23 protein-coding genes and 1 pseudogene are annotated in these 20,332 nt (G+C 62.3%); 13 read left to right on the plus strand and 11 right to left on the minus strand.

Going from position 1 to position 20,332, the window contains the following annotated elements; all coding sequences use genetic code 11:
* Positions 1–28 precede the first annotated feature (28 nt).
* The 6 genes from ALII_RS0111230 (at position 29) to ALII_RS0111260 (ending at position 4,276) form a co-directional block, all read left to right on the plus strand.
* Complete coding sequence (locus ALII_RS0111230) at positions 29–643, plus strand: cation transporter (RefSeq protein ID WP_024587410.1); 615 nt, start codon at positions 29–31, stop codon at positions 641–643.
* The gene (locus ALII_RS0111235) at positions 636–1,139 is read left to right on the plus strand and encodes a copper chaperone PCu(A)C (RefSeq protein WP_024587411.1); all 504 of its coding nucleotides are present in this window, start codon (positions 636–638) and stop codon (positions 1,137–1,139) included. Before ALII_RS0111230 ends, ALII_RS0111235 begins: the two co-directional genes overlap by 8 nt.
* Positions 1,136–1,756 (plus strand): SCO family protein, encoded by a 621-nt coding sequence (locus ALII_RS0111240; protein WP_024587412.1) that lies wholly within the window; start codon positions 1,136–1,138, stop codon positions 1,754–1,756. Before ALII_RS0111235 ends, ALII_RS0111240 begins: the two co-directional genes overlap by 4 nt.
* Before the next feature lie 107 nt (positions 1,757–1,863).
* On the plus strand, positions 1,864–2,607 hold the full coding sequence (locus ALII_RS0111250) for a cytochrome c biogenesis protein CcdA (protein WP_029660437.1): 744 nt from the start codon (positions 1,864–1,866) through the stop codon (positions 2,605–2,607).
* 2 nt (positions 2,608–2,609) lie between these two features.
* Positions 2,610–3,083: a signal peptidase II gene (gene lspA / locus ALII_RS0111255; RefSeq protein WP_024587414.1), complete on the plus strand. Its 474-nt coding sequence runs from the start codon at positions 2,610–2,612 to the stop codon at positions 3,081–3,083.
* Positions 3,084–3,178: 95 nt separating this feature from the next.
* On the plus strand, positions 3,179–4,276 hold the full coding sequence (locus ALII_RS0111260) for an NAD(P)/FAD-dependent oxidoreductase (protein WP_244437418.1): 1,098 nt from the start codon (positions 3,179–3,181) through the stop codon (positions 4,274–4,276).
* Positions 4,277–4,431: 155 nt separating this feature from the next.
* Here the strand turns inward: ALII_RS0111260 and ALII_RS0111265 are convergent, their stop codons facing one another.
* The gene (locus ALII_RS0111265) at positions 4,432–4,683 is read right to left on the minus strand and encodes a helix-turn-helix transcriptional regulator (RefSeq protein ID WP_024587416.1); all 252 of its coding nucleotides are present in this window, start codon (positions 4,681–4,683) and stop codon (positions 4,432–4,434) included.
* Positions 4,684–4,892: 209 nt separating this feature from the next.
* Here ALII_RS0111265 and ALII_RS22390 point away from each other — a divergent pair, with 209 nt between their 5' ends.
* Together ALII_RS22390 and ALII_RS21985 are read left to right on the plus strand one after the other, a co-directional pair.
* Positions 4,893–5,351, plus strand: coding sequence for a DUF6634 family protein (locus ALII_RS22390; RefSeq protein WP_152529600.1), 459 nt, complete (start codon positions 4,893–4,895; stop codon positions 5,349–5,351).
* Positions 5,352–6,229: 878 nt separating this feature from the next.
* Positions 6,230–7,066: a metallophosphoesterase gene (locus tag ALII_RS21985; protein WP_081718970.1), complete on the plus strand. Its 837-nt coding sequence runs from the start codon at positions 6,230–6,232 to the stop codon at positions 7,064–7,066.
* A 171-nt stretch (positions 7,067–7,237) separates the two neighbouring features.
* Here the strand turns inward: ALII_RS21985 and ALII_RS0111280 are convergent, their stop codons facing one another.
* The 4 genes and pseudogenes from ALII_RS0111280 to ALII_RS0111295 all read right to left on the minus strand — a co-directional run bounded on the left by ALII_RS0111280 (position 7,238) and on the right by ALII_RS0111295 (position 9,024).
* The gene (locus ALII_RS0111280; RefSeq protein ID WP_024587418.1) at positions 7,238–7,495 is read right to left on the minus strand and encodes a DUF2312 domain-containing protein; all 258 of its coding nucleotides are present in this window, start codon (positions 7,493–7,495) and stop codon (positions 7,238–7,240) included.
* Between the two features lie 139 nt (positions 7,496–7,634).
* Positions 7,635–7,781: pseudogene (locus tag ALII_RS21990) on the minus strand (GapR family DNA-binding domain-containing protein); the annotation flags it as partial.
* Between the two features lie 122 nt (positions 7,782–7,903).
* Complete coding sequence (locus tag ALII_RS0111290) at positions 7,904–8,212, minus strand: DUF1244 domain-containing protein (RefSeq protein WP_024587419.1); 309 nt, start codon at positions 8,210–8,212, stop codon at positions 7,904–7,906.
* The gene (locus ALII_RS0111295; RefSeq protein ID WP_024587420.1) at positions 8,212–9,024 is read right to left on the minus strand and encodes an N-formylglutamate amidohydrolase; all 813 of its coding nucleotides are present in this window, start codon (positions 9,022–9,024) and stop codon (positions 8,212–8,214) included. The genes ALII_RS0111290 and ALII_RS0111295 overlap by 1 nt, the downstream gene beginning before the upstream one ends.
* Before the next feature lie 188 nt (positions 9,025–9,212).
* On the opposite strand from ALII_RS0111295, the gene ALII_RS0111300 reads away from it, so the two are divergent.
* Together ALII_RS0111300 and pyk are read left to right on the plus strand one after the other, a co-directional pair.
* Entirely contained in the window at positions 9,213–9,791 is a 579-nt protein-coding gene (locus tag ALII_RS0111300; protein ID WP_081718975.1) for a DUF1036 domain-containing protein, read from the plus strand.
* Positions 9,788–11,224, plus strand: coding sequence for a pyruvate kinase (pyk, locus tag ALII_RS0111305; RefSeq protein WP_024587422.1), 1,437 nt, complete (start codon positions 9,788–9,790; stop codon positions 11,222–11,224). The genes ALII_RS0111300 and pyk overlap by 4 nt, the downstream gene beginning before the upstream one ends.
* Before the next feature lie 6 nt (positions 11,225–11,230).
* Here the strand turns inward: pyk and ALII_RS0111310 are convergent, their stop codons facing one another.
* The 4 genes from ALII_RS0111310 to tkt form a co-directional block, all read right to left on the minus strand.
* Positions 11,231–12,427 (minus strand): phosphoglycerate kinase, encoded by a 1,197-nt coding sequence (locus ALII_RS0111310; RefSeq protein WP_024587423.1) that lies wholly within the window; start codon positions 12,425–12,427, stop codon positions 11,231–11,233.
* 65 nt (positions 12,428–12,492) lie between these two features.
* On the minus strand, positions 12,493–14,319 hold the full coding sequence (locus tag ALII_RS0111315) for a potassium/proton antiporter (RefSeq protein ID WP_024587424.1): 1,827 nt from the start codon (positions 14,317–14,319) through the stop codon (positions 12,493–12,495).
* Positions 14,320–14,552: 233 nt separating this feature from the next.
* Positions 14,553–15,560, minus strand: a complete 1,008-nt coding sequence (gap, locus tag ALII_RS0111320; protein WP_024587425.1) for a type I glyceraldehyde-3-phosphate dehydrogenase — start codon at positions 15,558–15,560, stop codon at positions 14,553–14,555.
* 198 nt (positions 15,561–15,758) lie between these two features.
* Positions 15,759–17,753, minus strand: coding sequence for a transketolase (gene tkt / locus ALII_RS0111325; RefSeq protein WP_024587426.1), 1,995 nt, complete (start codon positions 17,751–17,753; stop codon positions 15,759–15,761).
* Between the two features lie 234 nt (positions 17,754–17,987).
* Between tkt and ALII_RS0111330 the strand changes: the two genes are divergently transcribed.
* Both ALII_RS0111330 and ALII_RS0111335 read left to right on the plus strand, forming a co-directional pair.
* Positions 17,988–18,260: a DUF4164 domain-containing protein gene (locus ALII_RS0111330; protein WP_024587427.1), complete on the plus strand. Its 273-nt coding sequence runs from the start codon at positions 17,988–17,990 to the stop codon at positions 18,258–18,260.
* Positions 18,261–18,266: 6 nt separating this feature from the next.
* Entirely contained in the window at positions 18,267–18,638 is a 372-nt protein-coding gene (locus tag ALII_RS0111335; protein ID WP_024587428.1) for a cell division protein ZapA, read from the plus strand.
* Between the two features lies 1 nt (position 18,639).
* On the opposite strand, the gene ALII_RS0111340 is transcribed toward ALII_RS0111335, so the two are convergent.
* Together ALII_RS0111340 and ALII_RS0111345 are read right to left on the minus strand one after the other, a co-directional pair.
* Complete coding sequence (locus tag ALII_RS0111340) at positions 18,640–18,936, minus strand: CcdB family protein (protein ID WP_024587429.1); 297 nt, start codon at positions 18,934–18,936, stop codon at positions 18,640–18,642.
* On the minus strand, positions 18,936–19,175 hold the full coding sequence (locus ALII_RS0111345; protein ID WP_024587430.1) for a type II toxin-antitoxin system CcdA family antitoxin: 240 nt from the start codon (positions 19,173–19,175) through the stop codon (positions 18,936–18,938). Before ALII_RS0111345 ends, ALII_RS0111340 begins: the two co-directional genes overlap by 1 nt.
* Positions 19,176–19,328: 153 nt before the next feature.
* On the opposite strand from ALII_RS0111345, the gene ALII_RS0111350 reads away from it, so the two are divergent.
* Positions 19,329–20,267, plus strand: coding sequence for a homocysteine S-methyltransferase family protein (locus tag ALII_RS0111350; RefSeq protein ID WP_024587431.1), 939 nt, complete (start codon positions 19,329–19,331; stop codon positions 20,265–20,267).
* The last annotated feature ends 65 nt before the right edge of the window (positions 20,268–20,332 follow it).

Here is a 20,332-nt window from a genome sequence, read left to right on the forward strand (position 1 = left end):
TCCTGCCGAGAAAGCCGATGTGTAAATAATGAGTAATCAGCCCCGGAATGCAAAATCATCTGAGAAGAGCGAACAATGGGCGCTCGCATGGGTGCTTGCGATCAATACTGCCCAGGCGGCCATTGTAGGAGGCCTGGGTTGGTGGGCTCAATCAACAGGGCTGATGGGCTCTGCGCTCGACAATCTAGGCGATGCATGTGTCTACGCCATCAGTCTGTTCGTTGTAGGGCGCGGCTTGGCGGCGAAGATTCGCGTTGCCCGGTTGTCGGGCATCCTCCTGATGGTATTCGCCGGTCTCCTTCTGCTTGAAGTCGGCCGACGCTTCTTCACTGGCTCCGATCCCATAGGGCCGATCATGATTGCCGTGGCAATCGCAAGCGCCCTTACGAACATGGTCTGCATGTGGTTCCTGAAATCTCATCGGGAAGGCGGCGTGCATCTGCAAGCCTCATGGATTTTCACGACAAACGACATGCTCGTGAACTCGGCGATCGCTGTTTCGGGTCTTGCCGTGATCCTTTTCAACTCGCCTTACCCGGACCTGATCATTGGCCTGGGTGTGGTTATTGTCGTTGTCAGAAGCGGCTTCGAAATCCTTGAAAAAGCCGGGGAAGCTGGAGAGAAAGGTAAACAACATGACTAGTTCACGAGCCCTATCCGCCGCCTTTCTTGCCCTTGCAGTGTCGATCTCTCCTGCTGTGGGTCACGACTTCCAAGCCGGTTCGATCACCATCAATCATCCGTGGTCGCGCGCGACTCCGCCGGTCGCGCCGGTAGCAGGCGGCTATCTGACGCTGACGAACGATGGCGGCATGGCCGACCGTCTGGTTTCGATCTCATCGTCCCTGTCAGAACGGGTGGAGATCCACGAGTCGGCCGTAAGCAATGGGGTTGCTAGCATGAGGCCAGTGCCAAATGGCGTCGAGATCGGGGCGGGCGAGACGGTCGAGCTTCAGCCTGGCGGTATGCACATCATGTTCATGAAGCCATCGCGTCCTTTGAAGGAAGGGGAACGGTTTGCCGCGAAGCTCACATTCGAGCAGGCCGGAACCGTCGAGGTCGAGTTTGCCGTGCAGGGTATGGGTGCAGGTCCGGCCACAACGAACGAGCATGACGGGCACGGGGAGCCGGCGCAATGAGCGGCATCAAACTCTTCCGTCTCGTTACCTGGATTGCCGTCGCCGTCGTCGGCGGGCTCTTCATCGGCCTGTCTATGTCCAAGCCCTGGCAACAGCAAACCGTATCGGTAGCGTCCTCGACAGGCATCGCAGCCATCGGCGGCCCGTTCCAGCTCACATCCCATCGAGGCGAGACGATCGACAATGCCGCGCTGGCTGGACAACCCTATCTTGCCTTCTTCGGCTTCACCCATTGTCCTGATGTGTGCCCGACGACGCTCTTTGAGCTAAGCGATCTCATGAACGAGCTCGGGCCGGTGGCTGACCAGTTCAACGTACTGTTCTTCACCGTCGATCCCGAACGGGACACCCAAGAATTGCTGGCTCAATACATGACAGCCTTTGATGATCGCATCCTCGCACTGCGGGGAAATCGACAAGAAACGGACGCCGTGGTGAAGGCCTTTGCCGCCTATGCGCGAAAAGTGCCTCTGGAGGGGGGCGAATACACGATGGATCACACCGCCGGCGTCTACATGATGGATGCCGAAAGCAATTTCGTGGGCACGCTCGACATGCATGAGCCGCGCGAGACCCGATTGCAGAAGCTCCGGCGTTTGGCGGGGGGTAGCGCATGAACGATTATGTGATGATGACGCCCACTGTCAGAGGTGCCTTTGGGGCTTCTGCGATGCTCATCTCAGCGAGCGCCGCGACAGCGGCGCTGATAGTCGCTTCGGAGTAGATGGATTTGGATTTCACGTTTGTCGGCCTACTAACGGTGTTTGCTGCGGGGGCGGTCTCCTTTCTTTCGCCGTGCGTTCTGCCCCTTGTTCCCGGCTATATTTCGTTCGTCACTGGTGGCGCGCGCATGGAGCCTGCTGTTCAAAATCGTCTGAGGGCAAACTGGCAGGCTCTCGTCAACAGTCTTTATTTTGTCCTCGGGTTCACAACGATCTTCGTGTTGTTAGGGGCTACTGCAACTGCATTGGGGGCCTTATTTCGCTCCTACCTGTACGAAGCCAACCTAATAGGCGGCGCGGTCGTTATCATTTTCGGTGTGGTAACAACAGGTTTGGTGCCTATCCCGTGGTTTGATCGTGAAATGCGATTTCATCCCCGGCCGCACGTTGCTGGCCCTTGGACGAGCTACCTGCTTGGATTGGCCTTCGCCTTTGGCTGGACCCCGTGCATTGGGCCGGTACTAGGCTCTATTCTAACTCTTTCAGCTGCAAATGCGACTGTCGGAACCGGCGCAATCCTGTTGACTGTGTACTCCTTGGGGCTCGGAGTGCCATTTATCTTGGCAGCTCTTTTCATGCAGCGCTTCATTGCAGGCATGCCAACCTTACGTTGGGCTGGCCGATACTTACGAGTGTTAGCGGGCGTGATTATGATTGTTATGGGACTTGCCATGATGACCGGTCAACTCACGCGCTTCGCTATTTGGCTCCTAGTAACTTTCCCCGCTTTGGGTCAAATCGGCTGACGATGCGTGGAGTTCTAAAATATACATCGCTAGCGGCCGCCATCGCCTTCGGAGCTGACCAGTTATCCAAGTGGTGGGCGATCCAAGTGATGGAAGGCCATACGGTAATATCCGTCACGGGCTTCTTCAACTTGGTCCTGGGGCGCAACACAGGTGTCAGTTTCGGACTTTTCAACGAAGCGCCGCCTTGGCTCCTTGTCGGAATCACCCTGGCAATCGTGCTTATGCTTTTGGTATGGGCGAGCCGGGAAGGACAACCGATAACGGCCGTGGCTCTGGGCCTCATAATTGGAGGTGCCTTGGGCAATATGCTCGACCGGCTACGTCACAGCGGCGTTACCGACTTCCTCGATTTTCATATCGGAGGAATTCATTGGCCTGCCTTCAACCTTGCTGACACGGCGATCGTGCTCGGGGTTATGCTCTTATTATTCGATGCATTCAGGAGGGAAATACGTTTCCTGACACGCCCATAGTGGCTCGGCCCAATGGAAAGATCCAAGCTCCGGCGTCTGGCAGGCAACAATCAACCCCAAAGGTGCTCTGATGGTCCCGGCCACCAGGAGCGTGATTGCAGGTATCCATGACCCAAGCTTTGCAGGAAATAGACGTTCTGGTGATCGGCGCTGGTCAAGCGGGGCTCGCTGCCGGCTACCATCTTGCCAGAACAAAGCTTTCATTCGTAATCGTTGATCGCCATGCCCGCATTGGCGACAGTTGGCGCTGTCGCTACGATTCGCTGACCCTGTTCACCCCGCGCGCATTTAGTACGCTGCCCGGTCTTACGCTCGACGGCGATCCGGAAGGCTATCCAGCGCGAGATGAGTTTGCAGACTATCTCGAAGCCTACGCCAGCCATTTCGACCTACCCGTGCTCTCCGGAAATGGCGTGGCTCAGCTCGAACGCCAAACTGATGAGCGTTTCGCCGCGCAACTCGATGATGGCAGGCACATAATCGCCAAGGCGGTGATCGTCGCGACGGGTGCGTTTCAGGAACCGATTCTCCCAACGATCGGTACCGACTTCGACAGTGCAGTTACGCAACTGACACCGGAGAGCTATCGCAATACTGCTGACGTCCAGACTGGCACCGTTCTCGTCGTGGGAGATGGAGCAAGCGGGCGCGACATTGCGGCGGAACTGTCCGCTACCCATGACGTCGTACTGGCTGTTGGACGCGGCCGACGACTGTTTCCGGAGCGTATTTTGGGCAAGAGCACGTGGTGGTGGCTGCGCGCACTCGGCTTGATGAGAGCAAGGTCCGGTTCGGCGATAGGCCGCCTGATGCGGCGCGCCGACCCATTTCCTGACCGGGGACGCAGCCTTGGTGACCTGCAACGGATGGGCGTGGCCATCTCAGGACGCTTGGTGTCAGCAAACGGCCGAACCGCTACCTTTTCCGATAAGTCGAAACGGGCGATTGATTCCGTCATTTGGTGCATTGGATACCGCGACGACAGCGCTTGGCTCCAGATTCCAGGCAGTACGCATTCCAACGGAAGCTTTCTGCAAGAGGGCGGGTTAGCTCCAGTACCTGGCCTTTTTCATCTAGGTCGCCCATGGCAGCGGAATCGTGCTTCAGCCCTCGTTATGGGTGCCGGCGAAGATGCTTCCGTAGTTGTCCCCTTGTGCGTGCAATACTGCTTCGGCGACGATAGGGGCCGATGACGAGGGCCAGCGGAAGTCCGGTTTCAGGAGTGACGACTGACCACACGAGCGACTGGGATGGGGTCGAAAGCCGACGCGAAAACGAATGCGTTCACAGCATCCTTTTTCCGGCACACAATCTCGGTTGTTGAGACCACTATGTCATTATCGTGGTCTTAAACACGCACGTGGGGTACGAGGCGGAACCCTTCCCCTCTATCGCCCGTCGCGGGGAGCCATTCGATGCCTTGGAGCTCCAGCGCCGCCACGACTTTGACGTAAAGCGGGCGGCGCACCGATGACGCATCTGCTTCCAACTTTTGCACGGTGTCCTTGGAAACACCGGCTAGGGTAGCCAAATCGTCTTGCTTCAAACCAAGAGCGACCCGGGCAGCTTTCAGTAGCTTAGCATCGTGGATAACAACCATGGCAGCCACCGGTGGGACCAGCCCTTGGTGGTGTCAAGAATCCAAGGATAAAAACCCTTGCATACCCGTTTCATGCGGGTTATTGCCTGCTTGCAGCAGGTTTTAATCCTTGCCATACGACCGCAGCCCGTCTTTTGGATAGGTGCCAAGTTCGTGGAGCCCACGCAGGCATGTGGAGTGCGATGGCCATAGTTGCTTGAGGTCGAAACATGACTACTGACTGGCGAAAAGTGGGTACTGGACGGTTCAAAGGATCCGAACGCCTGGCCGGATCAAGAAAGTGGAACCTACGAGAGCTGTTGGTCAATCTGGAGGAGGCGATCCATGAGCTTGAAGCCGAACGGATCGAATGGGCCGAACCTTCGATCGAAAAATTTCGACGCGCCAGGCAGGCAGTCTCGAACCTGATATCGGTTGATGGCCGTATCGGTTCACTGCTGCATGAGGGGGATCAACCCCCACGACTATCCGACTGGTCCATTTTCGAGGACGAGTACGACAATCCGCGTTTGAAGGGATTGGTCTACGGCCATCCGTTGCTCACAGGAACAGGGCGGCCGATCTATACTTCGCTACTGCTCTACGTCGATCTTGAACAAGGCTTCGCACGAACTCTTTCGCGCTTCTACATGCTTGGCGGACAATCAGGGAAAAGGCACGATGCTTGAGGCTGTCGATGTTGACCGTTGGACCTTGATCAGTTTCCGCTCAGCAAGCGAAACGCCATTTTTTGTCGTTATAGGCCTGGACTTCCAGGGCACCGGGTTGTGCTCGGAAAGGTTGGAAATGCTTACATTGCCGGTTGACGGCGAAGTTGGCCAGCAATTGGACGTCGAGCACCCTGTGCACCATGGTTCGTGCCTCACAGTCACGGACTCCCTACATGCGCGATACAGGCTTCTTGGGCGGGCCCCGAAAGGTGAGATTTCATGGCCAGCCCTCGAGGCGCTCCTGAATTGGTGTAGTGACAGGTACGGGGTTGGGGATTTCGGGATCGGGACTCTTTCGGGGTTGAAAGATACGATCTCGCGGTCAGGAAAACCTAGCCCGGCGGACCATGCGAACCCCGTTTCACCCGGTATCGCTACCAGGCTGTTGGCCCAGCAGCATAAGCGCGGAAGCGATCGATCACTGCAAGAGGATGCAGGGCCTAATGAGATCACCTGTCTTGACTGCGGATGGATCTCCTACGCAGTAACGCGCGCCGAAGCGGAGAGGATGATCGAGTCCTTCAACAGGTATTTCGATCGCCTCCCATCTAAGGATCAACAACGCTTTTATGCTGGAAGGCGCGCCGACCTGTCATCCTACCGGTGCATAAACTGCGGGAACGGTGATGACTTACGCTTCCGTCCTGCAAGAGCATCCGACAGTCCGTATGGGGTCACGGTGAACCCTGTCGTATGTGACCGCCTCGCTGCACCGAACGCCGAATAGATGACACAGGCTCTAATCGAAATTCCACCAGTCAAACGCCCGCACCCGCGAACTTGAGTACACGTTCCCCCAAGCTCCTCAGGACGAGGCATAACGGAGAGGCCGGCTCATGCGACTGTGGATTTGGAGTGACCTGCACTGCGAAATGCAATCCGTGCAATATCCGCTCCACGCTCCAGCTGGGGTAGACGCTATCGTCATAGCGGGCGACCTGACCCACGCCGAAAGAGTAGGGGCTGAACTGCGGATGATTGTTGATCGCTACGGCCTGCCAGTGGTCTTCGTGCCGGGCAATCACGAGTATTATGTTCACCCTCATCGCTCAGGCTACCGCCGTGGAATCCTGAATGATCGCCTGACTATGAGCCGACTCTCCCACGACCTCCGTGACGCGGGCCAGCTCGTGTACGTTCTCGATGATAGCGAAATGGTTCTCGGAGATGTCCGATTTCTTGGTGCGACGCTTTGGACAGATTTCGCTCACCACAACAATGGAAGTGGCATTAGGAACTGTCCGAGGAGAACCATTGCTGCAAACATGAAGGACGCCGAAGAATCGATTCCGGACTATGGGCGAATACCCGGTTTGGACGCGCAAGCGGTTCTCACCATGCATCGAGAATCCAAAGCGTTCCTGCGGTCATCCCTTTACGGGCAACATGCCGGAAAAACGGTGGTGGTTAGCCATCATGTTCCACATCCGGCAGGTGAGCCGCCATTCTACCGGAATTCTCGGCTGAGTTGTTGCTTTACGAATTCGGCAGATGCATTCGGTGACATCCTGTCAGGTGGACGTGGTCCCGAACTTTGGGTGTATGGTCACACACATCGAGCGCACAGTCAGACAGTTGGCCGGACATGCCTCGTTTGCAATCCCTACGGGTACAGGCATCGCTCGGACGAGCAGGACAACGGATTTTCGTGGCATATCACGATTGATCTGTAATCCGGCGAATTGGCAAAGAAACCTATGCAGAACTGATCAGCGGGCCGACGTGAAATCGAACCGAAGTATTCGTGATGGTGAGGGGCCCTGGCAAAGGCGGTCGGCGATCCGCGCGGTCGTTGCTCGGGGTCCTTCACATGTCACTGCATTCTAGTTGAGGCTGGTGCCGATCTACATGCCAAGTGCGGCCTTGTAGAGTTCCAGAATTGCCTCGGCCTCCTGGCGATCCGAAGGGTCCTGCTTTCTCAATCGGACGAGCTGACGGATGGCCGAAACTTCGAACCCGGTGCCTTTGGCCTCCGCGTAAACCTCCTTGATGTCGTCGGCCAGAGCCTTCTTCTCTTCTTCGAGACGTTCGATCCGCTCAATGAATGCGCGGAGTTGGCCGGCCGCTACCTCATGCGTGCTGTCAGAAACTTCATCTACCACTTGTCTGTGTCCATTTAACCGTCTTGGAGGACCTAAGGTCCTGATTGCTCGAAACTACAATAGCGCTGCGTACAACAGCTACATGTAGCGTGTTAAGCGCCTGAAACTAAACACGTGCTACAGATTTGGGGAGGGATCAATAGCCGCGGCCCTTGGCTTCGGCCATCACTTCCTTGATGTCGTCCTGAAGGGCGGTCTTTTCCTCTTCGAGGCGCTCGACGCGCTCGATCAACTGGCGCAGTTCTGCCGCTGCGACCGTATCCTGCGTTGCTGTTACGTCATCCATTGTCGACCTCGTCTGCGCTGCGGCGCATCGCCCGCGCCTTTGAATGGGAACTCGCCTCGCCGGACCTGTCGAGTCGCGGGGCGAGGGATCGGGCGCTTGGTTGCCTCAGTGCCGCCAACGGGTCAATGGTCTTTCGGGCGGTTCGTCTCGAATGCGGCCAATTGTGATCCGCTCGCCTCTTTCTGGTGCGTCGCCTGCCACTCGGCATAGGGCATGCCGTAGACGATCTCGCGCGACTGGTCCTTGGAAAGCGCGACACCGTCGGCCTCGGCGGCGTCGCGATACCAGTTGGAGAGGCAGTTGCGGCAGAAGCCCGCGAGATTCATCATGTCGATGTTCTGGACGTCGCTGCGCTCGCGCAGATGGGAAAGCAGCCGGCGGAAGGCCGCCGCCTCGTAGGCTTCGCGTTGCTTGTCGGAAAGGTCCGTCATCACTTTGCTCCTTCGACTACCGGTCCTGTGCGAGAACCGAACTGCTGCGCGACATGAATGTCGGGATCGGCATTGATCGCGTCAAGGATCGGCGCCAACCGGTCGGACCACGCATCGGCGCCGGGCTGGTCCGCGATCAGGTCCTGCCGGATCTCGATCAGGAGATGGGCGTAGCCCTCGACGATGGCGTGCTTGAACATCGTGTCGCCGCGCAGCGCGCCGTCATAGGGCTCGTTGTCACCGACCGTCAGCGCCGGGTCGGCGCGAAGCGCGGTCAGCATCGGTTCGACCGCGCGCGGGTCCGAATCCCACAGGATGCCGATCTCCCACGGACGGCGCCTGCCCTGCATGTGCGGCGTGAAGGAATGGATGGAGACGATGAAGGGCGCGGCGCCGCTCGCATGGGCGACGGAGGAGACCAGCGCACCCACCGCGTCGTGATAGGGCCGGTAGTAGCGCTCAAGCCGTCGCTCGCGTTCGGCCCCGCTCATCGGATAGTTCGCCGGAACGATGGTGCCGTCATAAAGCTGGCGGATCAGCGTCGGATCGTCCTCGCCGCGATTGGGATCGATGAGGAGGCGCGAATAGGCGGCCATCGCCGCAGGGGCGCGAAGCCGTGCGGCAAGCCCGCGCGTGACCATCTCGACGCCGATGTCGTAGGCGATGTGGCGGGAGAATTCGCTCGCGGGCAGGCCGAGATCGCCATATTCGTCAGGCAGCGCATTGCGCGCATGATCGGCCAGCAGGACGAGGCCGCGCGTGCGATCCCCCTCGACGAGTTCGACGGGATTGAAGAGAGCGTCGCGCGTCATGGAATGGCGGGTCCTCGTGGGGCTGGTGCAGCGTCGTGCCTGTCATGGACGAAAGATCGGGTGCGGCGCAAGGCTGGTGCAATGTCATCCATGCGACAAGATCATGGCTGACGATCGGCCTAAATCGATTTGTGCTTCGCCCTTCGCGCGTTGACAAGGTCCGGCCGATTGCCGAAAAGGTTGAAACCATGCTGATTTCACGCTTCCTGCGCGCCCCACGATCCATCGTCCGATGGTGTCGCGGCCGCGTGCCGCTTCTGGCGATCGCCGCGGGGCTCGGCCTTGGCGCGGGCGCCACGCCCGCCCTCGCCGATTTCCGCGTCTGCAACGCGACGCAAAGCCTCGTCGGCGTCGCCATCGGCTACCGCGCGCAGGCGGGCTGGGTGACCGAGGGCTGGTGGCACATCGAGGCTTCGAGCTGCAAGACGCTGATCGAGGGCGCCCTCGCCTCTCGCTACTATTATCTCTACGCCGAGGACGCCCAGCGCGGCGGGCGCTGGGAGGGCGAGGTCAACATGTGCGTGGCCGAGCGCGAGTTCAAGATTTCCGGCCCCGGCGACTGCTTCGCCCGCGGCTTCCAGCGCGCCGGCTTCCAGGAATACGACACGCGCGAGCAGTCGAGCTGGATGGTGCAATTGACCGACGAGCCTGCCGGCGACGGCCTTCCCTCCGTCACCGGAGGCACCCCGCCACGCAATGGCGCGACACCGAACGGCGCAACGCCGAGTGCGGCCCCCAACGGCGCAACGCCGGGTGAGACACAATGAGACGCAGCCGCAAGGTCAAGATACTCGCGACGCTCGGGCCGGCATCGTCCGACGAGCCGATGATCCGCAAGCTCTTCGATGCGGGGGCCGACGTCTTCCGCATCAATATGAGCCATTCGAGCCACGAACTGATGCGCACGCTGGTCGCAAGGCTGCGCAAGGTCGAATCCGAGGTCGGCCGCCCGATCGGTATCCTCGCGGATCTGCAGGGACCGAAGCTGCGCGTCGGCAAGTTCGCCAATGGAGCGGAGACGCTGGAGATCGGCCAGAGCTTCACGCTCGACGACGACCCCGCGCCGGGAACGAACCGCCGCGTTCAGCTCCCTCACCCCGAAATCCTGTCCTCGGTCGAGCCGGGGCACCGGCTGCTGATCGACGATGGCCGCCTGGCGCTGCGCGTCGAGAAGACGGACGGCAAGAAAGTGCGCTGCATCGTGCTTTCCGGCACGAAGATATCCGACCGCAAGGGCGTGTCGCTGCCCGACACCGAACTGCCCGTCGGCGCGCTGACCGAGAAGGACCGCAAGGACCTCGACGCCGTTCTGGCGACCGGCGTCGACTGGGTGGCGCTGTCCTTCGTCCAGAGGCCCGAGGACATCGCCGAAGTGCGCAAGATCGCACGCGGCCGCGCATCGATCATGTCCAAGATCGAGAAGCCGCAGGCCGTCGCCCGGCTTGCGGAAATCATCGAACTGTCGGACGCGCTGATGGTCGCGCGCGGCGATCTCGGCGTCGAAATGCCGCTCGAGGCGGTGCCGGGCATTCAGAAGCAGATCACGCGCGCCGCCCGCCGCGCCGGCAAGCCCGTCGTCGTCGCGACCCAGATGCTGGAATCGATGATCTCCGCGCCGGTGCCGACGCGCGCGGAAGTCTCGGACGTGTCGATCGCCGTCTTCGAGGGCGCCGACGCCGTCATGCTCTCGGCCGAATCGGCCGCCGGGCAATATCCGGTCGAAGCCGTCTCGACGATGAACGCGATCGCCGTCCAGGTCGAACGCGATCCGCTTTATCCGGGCATCATCAATGCCCAGCGCACCGAACCCGACGCGACCGGGCCGGATGCCATCGCGCTCGCCGCGCGCCAGATCGCCGACACGCTGAACCTTGCCGCCATCGTCTGCTACACCGGATCGGGCACGACCGGCCTGCGCGTCGCGCGCGAGCGCCCGCAGGTGCCGATCATCGCCCTGTCGCCGGTGATCGAGACTGCGCGGCGGCTGTCGCTCCTGTGGGGCACGCACTGCGTGGTGACGGAGGATGCGAGCGACCTCGACGACGTCGTCGACCGCGCCTGCCGCATCGCCCACCGCGAGGAATTCGGCGGACCGGGCGACCGGATCATCATCACCGCCGGCGTGCCGCTCCGCACCCCCGGCGCAACCAACATGCTGCGGATCGCCTATATAGGCTCGGACGGCAAAGGCGGGTTGTAAGCCGGCTTACCGCGACAGCGCCGCGACGCCCGGCAATTCCTTGCCTTCCATCCATTCCAGGAACGCGCCGCCGGCCGTCGACACATAGGAAAAATCGTCGGCCGCGCCCGCAAGGTTGAGGGCGGAGACGGTGTCGCCGCCACCGGCGACGGAGACGAGGTTGCCGGACTTCGTCTCGGCGGCCGCGAAGCGTGCGGCTTCCATCGTCGCCTTGTCGAAGGGCGCGATCTCGAATGCGCCGAGCGGGCCGTTCCAGACCAGCGTCGCCGCCCGGCCGATCCATTCCTTGATGCGGATGACGGATTGCGGGCCTGCGTCGAGGATCATCGCATCGTCCGGCACGTCCTCGACGGGAACCGTCTCGCTCGCAGCTCCCGCCTTGAACTCGCGCGCCACGACGGCGTCGACCGGCAGGATGATGGCGCAGCCGGCCTGGGCGGCTTCCGTCATGATGGTCTTGGCAGTGGCGGCCAAATCGTGCTCGCACAGCGACTTGCCGACATCGGTGCCGCGCGCGGCAAGGAACGTGTTGGCCATGCCGCCGCCGATGACAAGCGCGTCCACCTTGGTGACGAGGTTCATCAGGAGGTCGATCTTGGTCGAGACCTTGGCACCGCCGACGATCGCGACGACGGGCTTTTGCGGCTTGCCGAGACCCTTCTCCAACGCCTCCAGCTCCTCCTGCATGGTGCGGCCGGCGAAGGACGGCAGGAGCCGCGCCAGCCCCTCGGTCGAGGCATGGGCGCGATGGGCGGCGGAAAACGCGTCATTGACGTAAAGATCGCCATTGGCGGCGAGCGCCTTGGCGAATTCCGGATCGTTCTGTTCCTCGCCCTTGTGGAAACGCGTATTCTCCAGAAGCAGGATGTCGCCATCGTCCATCTGCGCGATTGCATCGGCCGCCTTCGCACCGATGCAGTCCGGCGCGAAACGGACGGCGCGGTCGAGCACGGTTTCCGTCGCACGCGCGATCGGCTCGAGCGACATCGCCGGGTCCGGTGCGCCCTTCGGACGGCCGAAATGGGCGAGCAGGATGACCTTGGCGCCCTTGTCGGAAAGCTCGATGATCGTGGGGGCGACGCGCTCGATGCGGGTGGCGTCCGACACCGTGCCGTCCTCGTTCATCGGCACGTTGAGGTCGACACGCACGAGCACGCGCTTGCCGTGGGCGTCGATGTCGTCGAGCGTGCGGAAACCGGCCATGTTTGGTCCTTCGATGGGATGGATTTGGGCGGGACAATACCGTCTGTCGCCGCCGGCGCAAGCCTTCAGGCGCCGGGGTCCCTGTCCGCCCCCGGAGCGGAGGCCGGGCGCAGCCACGCCCTGACGAGCAGGAACATCTCGCGCAGCGACAGGAATGCGGGGATCTGCGGCTCGCGCTGCTCGGGCTCCAGCGAGACGCCGACCGAGATGATGTCGCCGTCCTGGTCGGTGTCGCGCACGATCAGTTCGACCGGGCCGAGCGTGACCCGGTCGGCATATTCGGCCCGCCCGCCGAGGCGGGCGACCATCAGCTCCCCGATCGACATCTCCTCCTCGCCTTCGCGCAGGGAAGGGCCGTAGGCCGCCTCGAGATCGCGCGCCGGCCGCTTCGGATCGATCGCGAAGGCGCCGAAGAATTCGGCATCGTCGCCATCGACGGGCGCGGGGCTGGCGAACAGGCGGTCGAGCAGACGCGGATAGCGCGAGGAGATGAAGAGATAGACGTAATCGCCGGCACGCAGCCTGCCGGCATACTGGTAGCGCATCGACTGGCCTTCGCGGATGACCAGCGAGGGCCGCGCCCAGCGCGGAACCCGCTCGCCCTTGGCGACCGGCGAATTGCCGACGACGCGATAGACCAGCAATTCGTGATTGGCGGTGCCGGGCAGTTCCAGCTCGACCTTGTCGACCGGCCCGATGCGCGCCGGCACGACGAGGCCGAGCCGCTTGGCGAGAGGGTTGATGGTCCAGCCCTGGACGAGCAGCGAGACGAGCACGATGATGAAGGCGTAGTTGAAGAACATCGAACCCGTGTCGAGCTCGCCGAGAAGCGGCACGAGCGCGAGCAGGATCGACACCGCGCCGCGCAGGCCGACCCACGAGATGAACGCGGTTTCCGCGCGCGGGAAGTTGAACGGCAACAGCGACAGCCAGACGGCGAGCGGACGGGCAATGAAGATCAGCACCAGCGCCAGCGCGACGGCGGAAACGGCGATCGCCGGAAAATCGCTCGGCGTCGCCAAAAGCCCGAGCATCAGGAACATGATGATCTGCGCCAGCCAGGACATGCCGTCCTGGAAGCGCTTGAGCGTCGGCGCGGAGCGGATGTTGCGGTTGCCGGCATAAAGCCCTGCGACATAGACGGCGAGGAAGCCCGAACCGCCGATGGCGCCGGTGACGGAGAAGACGAGCAGCGACAAGGCGAGCACGAAGATCGGCGACAGGCCCCGCTCCATCTTCAACCTGTTGACCAGGAAGACGATCATCGCGCCGCCCGCAAGTCCCGCCACGAGGCCGATGCCCATCTGGGTGACGAACAGGATCAGGATCTCGACGCCGATCGCCTCCAGTCCCGCGCCCTGGGCGATCAGTTCGACGAGGGCGATGGTCAGGAAGATCGCCATCGGATCGTTCGAGCCCGATTCGACTTCGAGCGCCGAACGCACCCGGTCGCGGATCTGGATGCCGCCGATGCGCAGCAGGAAGAACACGGCCGCGGCGTCCGTCGACCCGACGATGGCGCCGAGCAGCAGCGATTCGAGCAGCGAAAGGCCGATGACATAGTGCGCGAAAAGGCCGAAGAACCCGGCCGTCAGGACGACGCCGAGCGTGGCGAGCGTGATCGCCGGGCCGGCGGCCTGCCGGAACGACTGGATCGACGTACCGAAGCCGGAGTCGAACAGGATGACGGCCAGCGCGAGCGAGCCGATGAAATAGGCGATGCCCGCATTGTCGAAGCTGATGCCGAGCCCGTCGACGCCGGCTCCAAGCCCGATGCCGAGAAAAAGGAGAAGCAGGGGAGCGCCGAAGCGAAAGGCGAGCAGGCTCGAAAACGCGGCGACCAGCACGAGCAGCGTGCCGACCAGCGTGATGAGGTAGATCCCCTCGAGCATGCGCCTCTCTTTCCCCTCTGCCGATTGCCCCTGCGGGCCTGAACCGTGCTGTGCTCCCTCGCCGAATACGGCCCGAACCGCGCATTTCCTCCGCCCTGTCGTCACGATACGACAAGCCGGTCATCGCCCTGGAGCTGGAAAAGCGCGAAACGCGATTGCGTCTCTTATCTAGGAAAGAAAACGCCCGGTTTTGAGGCCGGGCGTTGGCATTCGTCGAAAAAAGTCGATCAGGGTCAGATCAGCTTGCCGAAGGCGACGGCGGTGTCGCTCATCCGGTTGGAGAAGCCCCATTCATTGTCGTACCAGGTGAGAATGCGCACCATCGTGCCGTCCATCACCTTGGTCTGGTCCATGTGGAAGATCGAGGAATGCGGATCGTGGTTGAAGTCGATCGAGACGAGCGACTCGTCCGTGTAGCCGAGGATGCCCTTGAGGCGACCATCGGCGGCGGTGCGAATGGCGTTGTTGATCTCCTCGACGCTGGTCTCGCGCTTGGCGATGAAGGTCAGGTCGACCACCGAGACGTTCGGCGTGGGAACGCGGATCGCGACACCGTCGAGCTTGCCCTTGAGTTCCGGCAGGACGAGGCCGACGGCCTTGGCCGCACCCGTCGAGGTCGGGATCATGGACAGGGCGGCAGCACGTGCCCGGTAGAGGTCCTTGTGCATCGTGTCGAGCGTCGGCTGGTCGCCCGTATAGGAGTGGATCGTCGTCATGAAGCCCTTCTCGATGCCGATGGCTTCGTTGAGGACCTGCGCGACCGGGGCGAGGCAGTTGGTGGTGCACGACGCGTTCGAAATGACCATGTGGTCCTTCGACAGCTTGTCGTGGTTGACGCCGTAGACGACGGTCAGGTCTGCATTGTCGGCGGGCGCGGAGACGATGACGCGCTTGGCGCCGGCTTCCAGATGCGCCGAGGCCTTTTCCTTGGAGGTGAAGATGCCGGTGCATTCGAGCGCGATGTCGACGCCCTCGGCCTTCCACGGCAGCTCGGCCGGGTTGCGCACGGCATGGACCTTGATCGGGCCGCGGCCGGCGTCGATGGCGTCGCCCTTGACCGTGACTTCGCCGGGGAAGCGGCCATGCACGCTGTCATAGCGCATCAGGTGAGCGTTGGTCTCGACCGGGCCCAGATCGTTGATCGCGACGACCTCGATGTCGGTGCGGCCGGATTCGTAGATCGCGCGCAGCACGTTGCGGCCGATGCGGCCAAAACCGTTGATGGCAACTTTCACAGTCATTCGCTGTCTCCCGGGAGAAGGTAAGGCGTGGATGCGCCGTCTTTAGCGGCGCAATGTGGAGGAATCCAGCGCCAGACACGAGAAAAGGGCGGGTGCAGACCCGCCCTCTCCGACTAAATCGTTTTTATTTTCCGAGGCTTGGCATTGCCCCGCGTCGGATTGATCCGAAAACCGGTTCCCACTTTTCGGTCCGACGCGTCAACCGCCGTTGGCGATGCGCTCCTCGACCGCCTTGACGGCTGCTTCGGCGGTGATGCCGAAATGCTTGTAGAGCTCTTCGGCCGGGCCCGACGCGCCGAAGCCCGTCATCCCGACGAAGATGCCGTTGGAGCCGATCAGGCGCTCCCAACCCATGCGGATGCCGGCCTCGATGCCGACCTTGATCGACGCGTCGCCGACGATCGCGTGGCGGTATTCGTAGCTCTGTTCGCCGAAGAGTTCGAAGCACGGCACGGAAACGACGCGCGTCGGGTGGCCCTTGGCCTCGAGGATCTCGCGCGCCTTCACCGCGATCTCGACTTCCGAGCCGGAGGCGAAGATCGTGACCTTGGCTTCGTCGCTGGCGGTCTCGAGTTCGTAGGCGCCGTAGGAAGACAGGTTGTCCTCGTCATGCTCGACGCGCAGCGTCGGCAGGTTCTGGCGCGTGAGCGCGAGCGTCGAGGGCGTCGTCTCGGATTCGAGCGCGATCTGCCAGCATTCGGCCGTTTCCACCGCATCCGCCGGACGGAAGACGTAGTGGTTCGGGATCGCGCGCAGCGCTGCCAGGTGCTCGACGGGCTGGTGGGTCGGGCCGTCTTCGCCGAGGCCGATCGAATCATGCGTCATGACGAAGATCGAGCGAATGCCCATCAGCGAGGCGAGGCGCATCGAAGGCCGCGCATAGTCGGAAAAGACGAGGAACGTGCCGCCATAGGGAATGATGCCGCCATGCAGCGCCATGCCGTTCATCGCTGCCGCCATACCGTGTTCGCGAATGCCGAAATAGACGTAGCGGCCGGAATAGTCCGACGGCGTGATCGGCTTGGTCTGCGAGGTCTTGGTGTTGTTGGAGCCGGTGAGGTCGGCCGAGCCGCCGATCGTGTCGGGCAGGATGGCGTTGATGACCTCGAGCGCCATTTCCGACGATTTGCGCGTCGCGACCTTCGGCTTGTCGGCCGAAAGCTTCTTCTTGTAGTCGACGATCGCCGCATCGAGCCCTTCGGGCAGTTCGCCGCGCATGCGGCGCTCGAACTCGGCGCGCTTCTCGCCATCCGTCTCGGCAAGGCGGCCTTCCCAGGCCTTGCGCTCCTTGGCCGAGTGCAGGCCGGCGAGGCGCCACGCGTCGAGAATGTCGGAGGGAACGGTGAAGGGCTCCGCATCCCACTTCAGCGCCTTGCGCGTGCCGGCGATCTCGTCCGCGCCGAGCGGCGAGCCATGCGCCTTGTTGGTGCCGGCGCGGGTCGGCGCGCCATAGCCGATCGTGGTCTTGAAGGCGATCATGGTCGGTCGGTCGGACTGGCGCGCGGTCTCGATCGCGTGGGCGATGGCTTCGGGATCGTGGCCGTCGGCGCGCAGCGTGTTCCAGCCCGACGCGGCAAAGCGCGCGACCTGGTCGGTGGAATCCGACAGCGAGACGGGACCGTCGATCGAGATGTTGTTGTCGTCCCACATCACGATCAGCTTGGAGAGCTTCAGATGGCCGGCAAGCGAGATCGCCTCCTGGCTGATGCCTTCCATCAGGCAACCGTCGCCGGCCAGCGCATAGGTGTAGTGGTCGACCAGTCCGTCGCCGTAATGCGCGTTGAGAATGCGCTCGGCGAGCGCCATGCCGACGGCGTTGCCGAGGCCCTGGCCGAGCGGGCCTGTGGTCGTCTCGATACCGGCCGCATGGCCGTATTCGGGATGACCGGCGGTCTTGGAGCCGACCTGGCGGAAATTCTTGATCTCGTCGAGCGTGATGTCCTCGTAGCCCGACAGATAGAGCAGCGAATAGAGCAGCATCGAGCCGTGGCCGGCCGACAGGACGAAACGGTCGCGATCGGCCCAGTGCGGATGCTTGGGATCATGCTTCATGAAGCGGGTGTAGAGCACGGTCGCGATGTCGGCCGCGCCCATCGGCAGACCGGGATGGCCCGAATTCGCCTTTTCGACCGCATCCATGGAAAGGAAGCGGATCGCATTGGCCATCCGGTCGTGCTTGTCGCGTGTCGTCATGATCGCTCTGGTCCTGCGAAGAATTGGAAGATTGGGAGGCGCGCTCGGCCCTTTCGGCAGGCGACACATAGCCGTTCGGGGCGGGGAGTCAACGCCGCGCGGGCGTGGCTCGCGGCCGAATGCCGGGGATAGTCGGCACGTTCGGTTGACGCCAGATTCGCCCGCCGCTTAATGTTTTCCGATTAAGACGTTCTCATGTAACAATGATTCGCGTCGGGGGCCTGAGCTGGAGCCATGACAGGGGAAACGACACTCAGGGAAGTCATCGGTCGCCTCGGTGCCGCGGTCGAAGCGCTGGAAAGCGCCGTCGCTGCACGTCTGGAAAACGACCAGGACTATCAGGAAGCCGATGCCGAGGCGCAGCGCATGAACGCCGACCGCTCGCGCCTCGCCCAGGAACTCGACGCGTCCGAAGCGCGCGCCGAGCGCCTCGAAGATGCCAACAAGGAAGTCTCGCGCCGGCTCGTGACCGCAATGGAGACGATCCGCGCCGTGCTCGACAGGTAGGGGACGATGGCACAGGTTACCGTGACGATCGACGGCAAGGCCTACCGGATGGCCTGCGACGAAGGCCAGGAAGAGCACCTGATCTCGCTCGCCAGCCGGTTCGACCGCTATGTGATGCACCTGAAGGACTCGTTCGGCGAGATCGGCGACCAGCGCCTAACCGTGATGGCCGGCATCATGGTCATGGACGAACTCGCCGAACTGCAAAAACGCACCAAGGGCTTCGAGACCGAGATCGGCACGCTGCGCAAGACCCGCGACGACGCGCTGACCAAGGCCGACAAGAACGACGCCGCCTTGACCGGCGCTCTGGCCGATTTCGCCGAGCGGATCGAAGTGGTTGCAAGCCGCCTGAGCGGCAGGCCGCGGCAGGTGTGATTCAGTATCCTTGAAACAGCATGTCGAGCGCCGCGACGATTTCGTCGTGGTGCTGGGCAAGGTTGGCAACTCGAGCCGCGACCAGCGTATCGGGCACAGCCGAGATCAGATGCGTGGCCAGAACGTGCGGCTCGCCATCGACGTCAAAGACGGGATGCAGCCGCGCGATCGAGCGCGGAGTCGATGACGCCGGCAGGAGCGGGATCACCACACGCGAGCCGACAATATCGAGAAGCGGCGACTGGACGTTGAGCAGAAGCGCATCGTCGGGCGCGCGGTAGACGTCATACCGCGCCATCAGAACATGCGATATTTGGCGAGGGGCAGGCCGTTTTCGTCGACCCAGGCCTTCCAGCTTTCGAGCGCCTCGCGGTTTTCCTCCAACCAGAGCCTTTCCTTTTCCGCGCGGACGGCTTCGGCGATGCCGGTTTCGGCGGCGCGGGAGACGTTGACCGAGAGTTCCTTCGCTTCGGCCAGAAGAGCGGCGTCGAGCGTCAGATTGGTCGGTTTGCGGGCGGCGGGTTTTTCGTGGCGCATGGTTCGGGCCTCGTTTCTGCGCATAGGATATGCGCATATGAACCGTGCCGCAAGCCAGGCGCCGTCCGATCGATTGACAGCCATTGATTGCAAGCGGATCATCCAATCAGGCAGCGATGTCGCTGCCTGGAGCGGGCGTGGGCCGGATGAGCCATGATCATGTCGCACGCGGTGCTGCCGCGGCCGGGCGGCGCGGTCTTCCTGACCGATGGCGGCCTCGAGACTTCGCTGATCTTCCATGATGGCGTCGACCTGCCGCTTTTCGCTGCCTTTCCGCTTCTGCTCAACGCCTATGGCCGCCAGCAACTGACGGACTATTTCGCGCCCTTCGTCGAGATGGCGCTTGCCCGCCATGCCGGCTTCATCATCGACACGCCGACCTGGCGGGCAAATCGCGACTGGGGCGAAAAGCTCGGCTTCGATGCGAGCGCCCTGGCCGAGATCAACCGCGAGGCGGTAAGTTGGGCGAAGTCGCTGCGCCGGGAACTCGGCGAGGGCAGCGACAAGATCGTCGTCAACGGCGTGGTCGGCCCGCGTGGCGACGGCTACCGTCCGACGTCCCTGATGGACCGCGACGGCGCCGAGCACTACCACCACGCGCAGATCGAGGCCTTCCACGCCACCGGCGCCGACATGGTGAGCGGCATGACGATGAACTATGTCGAGGAAGCCTGCGGCATCGCGCGGGCGGCAGCCGCCTACGGCCTGCCCTGCGTCATCTCCTTCACCGTCGAGACGGACGGCAACCTCGCCTCAGGCGCAAGCCTGCGCGAGGCGATCGAGACAGTCGACGAGGACACGGAGGGCGCGCCGATCTACTACATGATCAACTGCGCCCACCCGACCCATTTCGCCACGTCACTCGGCAATGGCGAGGCGTGGATGCAAAGGCTGGGCGGGGTCCGTGCCAATGCCTCGGCGAAGAGCCATGCCGAACTCGACGAGGCCAGCGAACTCGATCCCGGCGACCCGGACGATCTCGGCCGGCGCTATGGCGAGATGCGACGGCAGTTCGGGCAGATTTCGGTGCTGGGAGGGTGCTGCGGAACGGATCGCCGGCATATCGCGGCGATTTGCGAGGCGTGTTTGTAAATGGGGTAGATGGGTTTTGCGAAGCGGGACCCCCACCCTTTATCCCTCCCCACAAGGGGGAGGGA

This window comes from Aliihoeflea sp. 2WW, assembly GCF_000497755.1.
In the GTDB taxonomy this organism is placed as follows: domain Bacteria; phylum Pseudomonadota; class Alphaproteobacteria; order Rhizobiales; family Rhizobiaceae; genus Aliihoeflea.

Bases quoted from the DNA above. Each gene is read 5' to 3' on its own strand.
- ALII_RS0111230 (WP_024587410.1), top strand. From the start codon at position 29: ATGAGTAATCAGCCCCGGAATGCAAAATCATCTGAGAAGAGCGAACAA.
- ALII_RS0111235 (WP_024587411.1), top strand. From the start codon at position 636: ATGACTAGTTCACGAGCCCTATCCGCCGCCTTTCTTGCCCTTGCAGTG.
- ALII_RS0111240 (WP_024587412.1), top strand. From the start codon at position 1,136: ATGAGCGGCATCAAACTCTTCCGTCTCGTTACCTGGATTGCCGTCGCC.
- ALII_RS0111250 (WP_029660437.1), top strand. From the start codon at position 1,864: ATGGATTTGGATTTCACGTTTGTCGGCCTACTAACGGTGTTTGCTGCG.
- lspA (WP_024587414.1), top strand. From the start codon at position 2,610: ATGCGTGGAGTTCTAAAATATACATCGCTAGCGGCCGCCATCGCCTTC.
- ALII_RS0111265 (WP_024587416.1), bottom strand. From the start codon at position 4,683: ATGGTTGTTATCCACGATGCTAAGCTACTGAAAGCTGCCCGGGTCGCT.
- ALII_RS22390 (WP_152529600.1), top strand. From the start codon at position 4,893: ATGACTACTGACTGGCGAAAAGTGGGTACTGGACGGTTCAAAGGATCC.
- ALII_RS21985 (WP_081718970.1), top strand. From the start codon at position 6,230: ATGCGACTGTGGATTTGGAGTGACCTGCACTGCGAAATGCAATCCGTG.
- ALII_RS0111290 (WP_024587419.1), bottom strand. From the start codon at position 8,212: ATGACGGACCTTTCCGACAAGCAACGCGAAGCCTACGAGGCGGCGGCC.
- ALII_RS0111295 (WP_024587420.1), bottom strand. From the start codon at position 9,024: ATGACGCGCGACGCTCTCTTCAATCCCGTCGAACTCGTCGAGGGGGAT.
- ALII_RS0111300 (WP_081718975.1), top strand. From the start codon at position 9,213: ATGCTGATTTCACGCTTCCTGCGCGCCCCACGATCCATCGTCCGATGG.
- pyk (WP_024587422.1), top strand. From the start codon at position 9,788: ATGAGACGCAGCCGCAAGGTCAAGATACTCGCGACGCTCGGGCCGGCA.
- ALII_RS0111310 (WP_024587423.1), bottom strand. From the start codon at position 12,427: ATGGCCGGTTTCCGCACGCTCGACGACATCGACGCCCACGGCAAGCGC.
- ALII_RS0111315 (WP_024587424.1), bottom strand. From the start codon at position 14,319: ATGCTCGAGGGGATCTACCTCATCACGCTGGTCGGCACGCTGCTCGTG.
- gap (WP_024587425.1), bottom strand. From the start codon at position 15,560: ATGACTGTGAAAGTTGCCATCAACGGTTTTGGCCGCATCGGCCGCAAC.
- tkt (WP_024587426.1), bottom strand. From the start codon at position 17,753: ATGACGACACGCGACAAGCACGACCGGATGGCCAATGCGATCCGCTTC.
- ALII_RS0111330 (WP_024587427.1), top strand. From the start codon at position 17,988: ATGACAGGGGAAACGACACTCAGGGAAGTCATCGGTCGCCTCGGTGCC.
- ALII_RS0111335 (WP_024587428.1), top strand. From the start codon at position 18,267: ATGGCACAGGTTACCGTGACGATCGACGGCAAGGCCTACCGGATGGCC.
- ALII_RS0111340 (WP_024587429.1), bottom strand. From the start codon at position 18,936: ATGGCGCGGTATGACGTCTACCGCGCGCCCGACGATGCGCTTCTGCTC.
- ALII_RS0111345 (WP_024587430.1), bottom strand. From the start codon at position 19,175: ATGCGCCACGAAAAACCCGCCGCCCGCAAACCGACCAATCTGACGCTC.
- ALII_RS0111350 (WP_024587431.1), top strand. From the start codon at position 19,329: ATGATCATGTCGCACGCGGTGCTGCCGCGGCCGGGCGGCGCGGTCTTC.